This window comes from Thermostichus sp. OS-CIW-26 (genome assembly GCF_054058395.1).
In genome coordinates, this window is record NZ_JBSSAG010000009.1 from 77,292 (window position 1) to 86,861 (window position 9,570).

The window sequence follows — 9,570 nt, forward strand, 5'->3', positions numbered from 1 at the left end:
AACTGTTCAGGGTGCAGGAGGCAGATGAAAAAAATCGAGGCCGTGATCCGGCCATTTAAGTTGGATGAGGTCAAAATTGCTTTGGTCAATGCCGGGATTGTCGGCATGACCGTAAGTGAAGTGCGGGGTTTTGGCCGGCAAAAGGGACAAACCGAGCGTTACCGGGGATCCGAGTACACGGTAGAGTTCCTACAAAAGCTGAAAGTGGAGATCGTGGTTGAAGATGACCTGGTGGATACGGTGGTGGAGAAGCTGATTGCAGCGGCTCGCACCGGCGAAATTGGGGACGGCAAGATTTTCATCAGCCCCGTCGAAAAAACCATCCGCATCCGCACTGGCGAGCTCAACCAAGATGCCCTATGAGAAGGGATCACGTTCAGGGTTTGGGTTGCCCGGCCTGAGCCTCGTGTGAGTTTGCTTCATGTCTCTTTTGCTGTATATCTGATGAGGTGTTCTTGCCCTACTTTTCGGGTAATGTGTTGCGAGAAGTACTGTCACTTTAGGTGAGTCGAAAAGCATGAGTACAACAATGATCCAAAAGCTCAAGAGCCAGGTGCCCCAGTGGCTCTGGCGACCGGCCAGGTGGAGTCTGACTGCTGCTCTAATGGCTGCGCTGGTCTTTCTATTCGGCCAGGGAACTGCCTTTGCTCAAGAGGCCGAGGCAGTTCAGAAACACGCTGACATTGTTTGGACGATCGTGGCAGCAGCCTTGGTGTTCTTCATGCAGGCAGGGTTCGCCATGGTGGAGACGGGCTTTACCCGCGCCAAGAATGCCGCCAACATCATGATGAAGAACTTGATGGACTTCTGCATGGGCTGTTGCGCCTTCTGGTTCATCGGGTTTGGCCTCATGTTCGGCAAAAGTGCTGGCTTCTTCGGCACTGACTGGTTTGCTTTTGGCTGGCAGCAGGCTTACGAGGCAGATGGCTGGCCCTTTACTTTCTTTGTCTTCCAGATGGTGTTTGCCGCTACCGCCGCCACCATTGTTTCCGGAGCGATGGCAGAGCGCACTAAGTTCTTGGCCTACTTGATCTACTCCATCGTTATTTCTGGGCTAATCTACCCCATCTCTGGGGGTTGGGCCTGGAACGGGCTGTTCGGCGACTACAACGGCGGCACAGCCGGCTGGCTGGAAAATCTGGGCTACATTGATTTCGCTGGATCGGGGGTGGTGCATTTGGTAGGGGGCGCTGCGGCCTTGGCAGGTGCGATCGCGCTTGGCCCTCGCATTGGCAAGTACGGCCCTAATGGAGAGCCGCGGGCGATCCCTGGCCACAACCTGCCGCTGGGGATGTTGGGGGTGTTTATCCTCGCCTTGGGCTGGATCGGGTTTAATGCCGGTTCCACCACTGCAGCCTCTGTCGATATTGGCTGGATTGCCATGAATACGCTGCTGGCAGCTTCGGCTGGAGCAATTGGGGCGATGTTCACCTCTTGGGTTCATTTTGGCAAGCCGGATATGACCTTTGTCGCCAACGGGGTGCTGGCGGGCTTGGTGGGCATCACTGCCCCTTGCAATACAGTTCATCCGCTGGGGGCCTTGATCATTGGCTCGGTGGCCGGAATCCTCGTGGTGCTCTCCGCGGTGATTTTGGATACGGCGCTGAAAATTGATGACCCAGTGGGCGCGGTTTCCGTGCATGGCACCTGTGGTATCTGGGGGGTGTTGGCAGCAGGGATCCCTTGGTTTGCTCACGCCAATTCAGAGGTTACCTGGGCACAGTTCGGCGTGCAGGTGGTAGGCGCTCTCGCTCTCTTCTTCTGGCCCTTCATCACCTGTCTAATCCTGTTTTTAATCCTCAAGGTAACTGTTGGCTTGCGCGTCAGCGCCGAGGAAGAGATTGCCGGTTTGGATGTGGGCGAGCACGGCAACATAGCCTACCCTGACTTCGTTACTGCTGCCACCGAGGTGGAGGGAGCTTGAGCTGTTGCGCTCGGTTCGACGGGAGGCTGTCGGATCTGAGCGACACGGGACTGAAAATCAAGAGAGGGGGTCAGGTCTGGCCCTCTCTTTTGTGGCTTGTTGACCTCAAGCAGTACACTGGGATCCGGTTGAATGCGCTTTTGGATCCCATGCACCTTCTGATCCCGGCGGCTGGCAGCGGCAAGCGAATGGGGGCTGCGGTCAACAAGCTGTTGCTGCCGCTCTTGGGTCAGCCGATTTTGGCTTGGACGTTGCAGGCTGCGGATCAGGCCAGCTCCATCGAGTGGATTGGCATTCTCTCCCAACCCGGCGATTGGCCAGCCATCGAGCAGATCCTGGCGGCAATGGATCTGTCCACGCCGGTGCAGCTTTTACAAGGGGGGGCGACGCGGCAGGAGTCGGTTTACAGGGGGGTTGAGTATCTCTATAACCTGGGAACAGTAGAGCGGGTGTTGATCCACGATGGGGCCCGCTGCCTAGCTACCCCTAAGTTGTTCGATCGCTGTAGTGCCGCTTTGCAGCAGGTGGATGGTCTCATCGCGGGGATCCCTGTCAAGGACACGATTAAAGTCGCTGAGGCAGGCCCAAAAGGGATCCAAATTCAGTCAACCCCAGAACGCAGCCGGCTGTGGGCAGCGCAAACGCCGCAGGGGTTTCGCCTGTCGATGCTATGGCAAGCCCATCGGGAGGCTCTGGCCCAGGGTTGGCAGGTAACCGATGATGCAGCCCTATTCGAGAAGCTGGGTTGGCCAGTCTACATCGTCGAAGGGGAGGAATCCAATCTGAAGCTAACCACCCCCCTGGATGTGTTGCTGGCCGCACAAATCCTGCAGCAGCGTCTCGGACCAGCGCGTTAGCTCAATTCAATCCCGGTAGGGCCAGTCTCAACCTTGGGAATTAAAAGTAGGGAGGAAGAAATCTAGGTTCACTAAGAGCACTTTGATCACCCCATCTCTTGTGGTCCGTTGGAAATGAAAATGATAAGTCTGGCTGTTTAGAATCTAATGCACCCAAGACACCTGAAACCAAGCAAAAGATGAGATTAATGCACTTTTCACTTTCTTCATAAACTTGCCGTTCTGAGAACCGAACTACAACCCAGCCTCTATCCGCTAGATAAGCATCACGCTTACTTTGCTTAGGATCATTCACAGTATGGGCTGGCCTACACAGATTACCTTCAAGAAACCATGGCTCATCAATTTCAATGTCAATGAGTAAAACGAGTGATCTTTTTCCATCTCTAGATACCTGCATTGCGATATCAGGGGTATAGCACCGGACACTAGACTGCTCTATGCACCAGCACCAGTTGCCCATGCCGATTGCAGCTTGCCCATCAAAGGCTGGGGTAGCTCGGGTAGATTTGGCCTAACAGGGCGTTCCGGCATTCGAGGTAGTTCAGGTTCCGTTGGGCGCTCCGGCATCTGTGGCGGCTCAGGCTCCAGCGGACGGGCAGGCATCTGCGGCGGCTCAGGCTCCGGCGGGCGAGGTGGGAGATCTGGCCCCCTCAGGAGGAGAGCAATCGGCTGGGGTAAAACAACGTAGGGATAATAGTCTTCCCGAACGTACCTTAAGATGGGATGCGAGTGCCTGTCGTGATCTTGCATGCTTGAGCCTCCAGATAAGTTCCCTTGGAATCCAGTTTGAAAAGACTTTGGAAAAGGGATCTTCAAAGAGGCCCTTGAAGGGGTAGGAAGCAAGCAAATGCGCGAACCGACGTCGTGGCCTGTCTACATTGTCGGGGCTGGCCCCGGGGATCCGGAGCTGATTACCCTGCGGGGGCAAAGACTGCTGGCGGAAGCCGATGTAGTGTTCTACACAGGTTCTTTGGTGCCAGAGGGAGTGCTGGCCCATTGTCGCCCTGGGGTTGAGGCCATTGACACCCGCTCCTTCACGCTGGAAACGCTGCTGCCGCAAATTGTGGAACGGGTCAACGCGGGGCGGCGGGTGGTGCGGCTGCAGGATGGGGATCCCTGCCTTTACGGCGCTCTGCACGAGCTGCTGATCCGGCTGGCGGAGGCAGGGATCCCTTTTGAGATCGTGCCGGGAGTAAGCGCCTTTCAATTGGCAGCCGCCCGTTTGCAGGTGGAGTTGACCATACCCAAGTTGGTACAGACGATTATCCTCACCCGCGCCAGCGGTCGCACCCAGGTACCGGAAGCAGAAGCCCTGGCCAGTCTGGCAGCCCACCGCGCCTCTTTGTGTCTATATCTGAGCGCCCGCCACGTAGAACAAGCGCAGGCAGATCTGCTGGCTCACTACCCCGCCGATACCCCGGTTGCCGTTTGTTATCGCTTGGGTTGGCCGGACGAACAGATCTGGCTGGGATCCCTGGCCGAGATGGCCGCCCTCACCCGGCAAGCCGGCTTAGAACGCACAGTGCTCTATCTCGTCAGCCCTGCCTTGAAAGGCTTGTCAAGCTCCAGATCTGCCCGCTCGCGGCTCTACAGCCCTGACCACACCCACCTCTTCCGTCGCAAAATGGGCCAGCAGCCCCGTTTGTAACAGGCTCTTTCAGTATATTGACGGACTCCGGCAGATTGAGCACAATGAGGCAGCAAGATGAGGTCAGAGGCCTGGACTTCTGGCAAGGGGGTACTCGTTTTTGCCGAGAGAAGTGGATCCCTCTTGGATTGGAGTTGTTACAAGACCATTTTTTCACTCTCTAACTTAACTTTGCGAACTCTAACTTTATGGCTGGCTCATCTGCTGCTCGCAGCGTGGAAACCCTGATCAAGGCTCTGCAGAAGGCCCTGGCCCCCCTGCCAACCCGTTCGGCCCTGAAGCAAGATGTCCTTTACCTCATGGTGGATCTCCCACGGCAGGGGATGTTTAGCCGCTCTATGGTGTTGCATCGAGTTGCCAGCCAATTGGGGGGCTTGCCTGTGCAGGGAGTTAGCCAACTGGTGGTGTACGGTCGGCTTCAGGGGGAAACACAGCCGCAGTGGAAAAAAGTCTTCTACTTGTCCTCTGGGGAAAGCAGTGCCGATGCCACGCAGATTGTATTACCAGGCACCAAGATTTCTGAGATCAAGGTGCTGGAGGCCCAAAAACCTGTTGTGGATCCCGACCACAACTCCGATTTTCGCAAAGTTAAAACTCTGGGGGCACCGGTTCCCAAAATTCAGAAAGAGCGCTGGCCAGAAGCGGCTCCAAGCCAGCCCTCGGTTGCTCACGCCCCTTCCCAGACCGAGATCCCGACCCCTCTGCCTACAACTGCTCGCCCCAGTTCTCCTATCGACGTTCTGGCCAACTTTCCGACACTTGATCAATGGTTGCACAGGCCTGCTCTAAGGCCCTTCTTGGGGGGAGCTCTGGCTTTGTCTCTCCTGCTGGGGGCTGGGTTGGTGGTGCGCTCTTTTGGGCAAGCCGATGTCCCTGCCCGAACCAGATCGCTGGGGTTGGGGATCCCGCTGTTGATCTTGGCTGCAGGGGGGGGCTGGCTGGGTTGGCAAGGCCGGCGTGCCATCAACACCTTTGAGCGGGAGGGATCCCAGGATCCCTTTACAGAAGGGCTGTCCTTTTTACAGGCCAATCCAATTCCTGAGGCAGTGGAACGGTTTCAGGAGGCTGTGCGGCGACAGCCAGATCACGTAGAGGCCCACATTGAACTGGCCCATCTGTTGGCAAAAACCAACCGACTGCAGGAGGCATTGAGCCACTACCAACAGGCCAAACACCTGAACCCGAACTGGAGCGGCATCAACACCCACCTGGTGGAAACCCTGAAGGCTCTAGCACGGCAGTGGCTGGCCCAGCATCAGCCGGATGAAGTTCTGGCCCACTTACCCGAAGCATTCCCCCTCACCCAGGGATCCGCCCAAGCTGAGATCTATAGCCTGCTCGGCCAAGCCTGGGCAGAGAAGGGCAACTGGGCACAAGCTTTGGCCCAGCAACAAAAGGCCCTGGGGTTGGATCCCCACTTCAGCGAGGCTCATCTCTGCATTGCTCAAGTTCGCCTCAAGCTGGGGCAATGGGACGAGGCCATCGACTCCTGCTGGGCTGCTTTGGAGTTGAATGATCGCCTGGGCCTGGGCCACGCCGTGATGGGACAAGCGCTGATGCGCAAAGGACAGCTAAAAGCGGCAATCGCAGCCTTCCGAACTGCTCTCAACCTGGATCTCAGTCCTGAGTTGGCAGCCGCTGTGCGGGTGGATCTGGGTTTGGCAATGGTGCATGCAGGTCATCTGGCTCAAGCCAGCCAGGAGTTCAGCCAGGTGATCTTCAATGGCCAGTTCAAAAGACAGCAGGCTCGCGCCTACTACGGCTTGGGCCTGGTGTTGGCAAGCCAAGAGCAATACAGCGAAGCCATCAAGAACTACCGGCGGGCTTTGGAGCTGGCCCCCGATCTGCACGCAGCGATGGCCGCCATTGGCCTAGCCTACCTGGTGCCCAAACAACGGGATGCCTCTGGGCGCAAGTTCATCCAGCCCCAACAGTTGCAGCAGGCTATGCAGCAGTTTGAACAGGCCCTCGAAGGAGATTCAGAGTTGCCGGAAGCTCACTTTGGCCTGGGCGAAGTGGCGCGCATCAAGGGGGATCTAACCTCGGCGGAGGCCAGCTATCGACGGGCCATTCGCAGCAATGGCAGCTATGGAGCAGCTCACTATCGTCTGGGATCCATCCTTGCCCGCCAAGGCAAGCCGGAGCAGGCCATTGAACACTTTCGCTCGGCTTTGGAAATCGCTCCCAACTTCTCCGAAGCCAGAGTGAGCCTGCAACGGCTTCTCTCCAAACAGATGGAAGAGGCCCATACCGGCCTACTCGTCCCGTAAGGTGGGATAGGATCTTCCAGTTAAGGTTCTCTCAACCCATGACACCAACGCCAGGTTGGGTGGTCAGCCCTGCAACCGCCATCCAGCTCATCCAACAAGGGGCAACGCTTCTGGATGCACGCAGTGCGGAATTGCAAGCCGACGGGATCCTGAAGGGTTCAATTCCGGTGAACTGGACGGAGTTTACTCAACCAGAGGCTGCAAACAGCGGCAAGCTGTTGGCAGATGATGCCCTTCTCACCGAAAAGCTGCAAGGCATTGGCGTGTTTCAGGGGCGTCCGGTGGTAGTTGCTGCCGATCCGCTACAGGGCTGGGGAGAAGATGGCTGGATCGTTTGGATGTTGCGCAGCTTGGGTCATCCCCAGGCAGTCATGGTGGACGGGGGCTATCCGGCCCTGGTGAAGGAGGGAGTGCTGACCACAACCCGACAAAGCGCCGACGAACCGCAACGGGGCGACTTTGTAGTGCGGCGAACCGACCGGTGGGAGATCGACCGGGACACTCTGCGGGCCAGCCTTGGCTCCGACCGTGTGGCCATCCTCGACAGTCGCGAAGCCCAAGAATACGAGGGAGCCACTCCCTATGGTGAGGCACGTGGCGGACACATCCCCGGCGCTGTGCATCTCTACTACAAGGAGCTGATGGATGCGGCAGGATCCCTATTGCCGCCCGATGAAATTCACGCCCGCCTGCAAAAAGCCGGGATCCCTCCGGAAGCCGAGATCATTGCCTACTGCACAGCTGGGGTTCGCTCCGCTTGGGTCACGGTGGTTTTAACCCACTTGGGCCGGCAAGCCAAAAGCTATTCCGGCTCCATCCTGGAATGGGCGGCCGGGGATCCCCAGGAGTTCCCGCTCCAGCCATGAGGGGATCCCTGCCCACTGTGATCTTGGCCGGATGTGGCTATGGAGCCATCGACGCCTTGCGGGCGCTCAAAGGGCAGGCACGGGTGATCGCCATCAACCCCTATCCCTACAGTGTTAATTCAGGCATGTCCACACGGCTGCTGAGCGGTCGGTTTTCTCTAGAGCTGGTGCGGATCCCTTTGCTGGAGCATATTCAAGCCAACGGCGCCCAGTTTTTGCCGGGGCGAGTCACCCACATCCAACCCGAAGCTCGAACCCTGACCCTGGAGAGTGAAGCCGGGATCCAAACTCTGGCCTACGACTATCTGTTGGTGAATGTGGGCCGGGAGTTGCGCCCCATCGATGGGATCCAACATGCCTTTACCATTCGACCGGCAGAACAATTGGTGGCCGCCCAAACCTGGATCCGGCAGTGCTGGCAACGGGCAGCCCAGGGGGATCGGACGCCGGGCCTGCTGACCTTTGTGGTGGCGGGAGGAGGCTGTACCGGCACAGAGCTGATGGGGGAACTCTACGATCTTCGCCGGGAAATGAGCGCAGAAACAGGGATCCCCTTAGCTCAAGCCCGGCTGATCTTGATCCATCGCCAGGCCCATCTGGTCGAGGGCTTCTCGGAACCCTTCCGCCGGGCGGTGGAAAGGGAAATCCGCCGTCTGGGGGTGGAAATCTGGGCCGGATGTCAGGTGAAAGCCTTTGGGCCGGAGCACGTGTGGCTCTCGGATGGCACCGAGTTGATAGCTCAGACCCGCCTGTGGGCAGGTGGCTTCCAGGTGCCGAGCTGGTTGAGCACCTGCGGCTTGCCAACAGGGCCGACGGGAGCCCTGCTCGTGGACAAATACCTGCGGGTGCAAGGCTCAGAGCACATCTTGGCGGTGGGGGACTGCGCTGACTTTGTTTGGGGATCCCGCCTCTTGCCCAAGATCGGCGTGTACGCGGTGCGCCAGGGGCCAATTGCAGCCCAAAACCTGCTGCGGCTCATCCGCGGCCAACCTCTGATCCCCTACCGACCGCAGGCCACGGTTTTTGTTTGTGTAACGGTGGGGAACCGCGTTGCCGTTGCCGAGAAAGGCAGGCTGGTCTGGCGCGGCTATTCAGCCACGGTGCTGAAGAACTTTTTTGACTGGCTGTACATGCGCAAACTTAAGCCCCTGCGCTGGCAGGAGTTTTTCTACTGACTCAAGCTCTACCAAGAACGGGGTTAAGATCAAAACCAGATGGGCCAGGTCGGGCTCGCTTCCCAAATCCTGAATATCTGAGAACTATGGCTATTCCCGGCGGCAATGGGCTATGAGCGGATCGACTTTTGCCGACCGGCCAGAGTAGCGACCAACCAGGAGCAACAATGCCTCTAGATAACCTGCGCGGACTCTATCAGCAAGTCATTCTGGAGCGGTACAAAAAGCCCCACAACTTCGGCAGAGTGGATCCCGTCCACCGCCACCAACGTGGCCACAACCCCTCCTGTGGCGACACCATCGACCTCACCTTACAACTGGATCCCAGCCAGGAGCGGATTGTCGATATCAAATTCGAGGGGGCAGGCTGTGCCATTGCCCTGGCCTCTGCCGATCTCATGGCGGATGCGGTGCGGGGGCGCACCATCCCCGAAGCTCTGCAGTTGGTGGAGCGCTTCCAAGCCATGATGCGCGGTGGCGAAGAGTTCCCGCGGGAGCAACGGGCTTTGAACGCCATGAAAGGGGTAGCCCAATTTCCAGTGCGCATCAAATGCGCCAACCTGGCCTGGCATGCGCTCAAATACGCGCTGGAATCGCCCGAACCCCAGGCCAATGGGTCGGCCTTTGTGAGCAACGAAAACACCGACTGACCAAAAGGCGCGGCAAGCCCCGTCCTTCAGGGCGGGGAAGGATAGCGCCGACCGTAGCCGACGCCCTTTAAAAACGCAGTGCCGGCCATGTGAATATCGTTGTCATCACGCATAGGTCAAGAATACGATTGAGCGGTGCAACGACTTCAAGCCTTCAAGTACGAATTGCTGCCCAAC

The 9,570-nt window shown here is 58.0% G+C and carries 9 protein-coding genes; 8 read left to right on the forward strand and 1 reads right to left on the reverse strand.

What is annotated here, in order from left to right:
* The first annotated feature begins 24 nt into the window (after positions 1–24).
* The 3 genes from ACVW0C_RS06005 (at position 25) to ispD (ending at position 2,781) form a co-directional block, all read left to right on the forward strand.
* Positions 25–363: a P-II family nitrogen regulator gene (locus ACVW0C_RS06005; RefSeq protein ID WP_011430352.1), complete on the forward strand. Its 339-nt coding sequence runs from the start codon at positions 25–27 to the stop codon at positions 361–363.
* A gap of 154 nt (positions 364–517) precedes the next feature.
* On the forward strand, positions 518–1,924 hold the full coding sequence (locus tag ACVW0C_RS06010; RefSeq protein WP_457384627.1) for an ammonium transporter: 1,407 nt from the start codon (positions 518–520) through the stop codon (positions 1,922–1,924).
* A gap of 149 nt (positions 1,925–2,073) precedes the next feature.
* A complete protein-coding gene (gene ispD / locus ACVW0C_RS06015) occupies positions 2,074–2,781 on the forward strand; it encodes a 2-C-methyl-D-erythritol 4-phosphate cytidylyltransferase (protein ID WP_041437650.1) in 708 nt (235 codons plus the stop codon).
* Positions 2,782–2,821: 40 nt separating this feature from the next.
* On the opposite strand, the gene ACVW0C_RS06020 is transcribed toward ispD, so the two are convergent.
* Complete coding sequence (locus ACVW0C_RS06020) at positions 2,822–3,244, reverse strand: DUF559 domain-containing protein (protein ID WP_457384628.1); 423 nt, start codon at positions 3,242–3,244, stop codon at positions 2,822–2,824.
* 387 nt (positions 3,245–3,631) lie between these two features.
* Here ACVW0C_RS06020 and cobM point away from each other — a divergent pair, with 387 nt between their 5' ends.
* From cobM to sufU, 5 genes are all read left to right on the forward strand, one after another.
* The gene (gene cobM / locus ACVW0C_RS06025; RefSeq protein ID WP_457384629.1) at positions 3,632–4,432 is read left to right on the forward strand and encodes a precorrin-4 C(11)-methyltransferase; all 801 of its coding nucleotides are present in this window, start codon (positions 3,632–3,634) and stop codon (positions 4,430–4,432) included.
* Between the two features lie 188 nt (positions 4,433–4,620).
* Positions 4,621–6,702 carry a tetratricopeptide repeat protein gene (locus ACVW0C_RS06030; RefSeq protein ID WP_457384630.1) on the forward strand — a complete coding sequence of 694 codons (2,082 nt, stop codon included), beginning with the start codon at positions 4,621–4,623 and terminating at the stop codon, positions 6,700–6,702.
* 38 nt (positions 6,703–6,740) lie between these two features.
* A complete protein-coding gene (locus ACVW0C_RS06035; RefSeq protein WP_457384631.1) occupies positions 6,741–7,568 on the forward strand; it encodes a sulfurtransferase in 828 nt (275 codons plus the stop codon).
* Positions 7,565–8,743: an NAD(P)/FAD-dependent oxidoreductase gene (locus ACVW0C_RS06040; RefSeq protein ID WP_457384632.1), complete on the forward strand. Its 1,179-nt coding sequence runs from the start codon at positions 7,565–7,567 to the stop codon at positions 8,741–8,743. The genes ACVW0C_RS06035 and ACVW0C_RS06040 overlap by 4 nt, the downstream gene beginning before the upstream one ends.
* A 167-nt stretch (positions 8,744–8,910) precedes the next feature.
* Positions 8,911–9,393 (forward strand): Fe-S cluster assembly sulfur transfer protein SufU, encoded by a 483-nt coding sequence (gene sufU / locus ACVW0C_RS06045; protein ID WP_011434254.1) that lies wholly within the window; start codon positions 8,911–8,913, stop codon positions 9,391–9,393.
* Positions 9,394–9,570 lie beyond the last annotated feature (177 nt).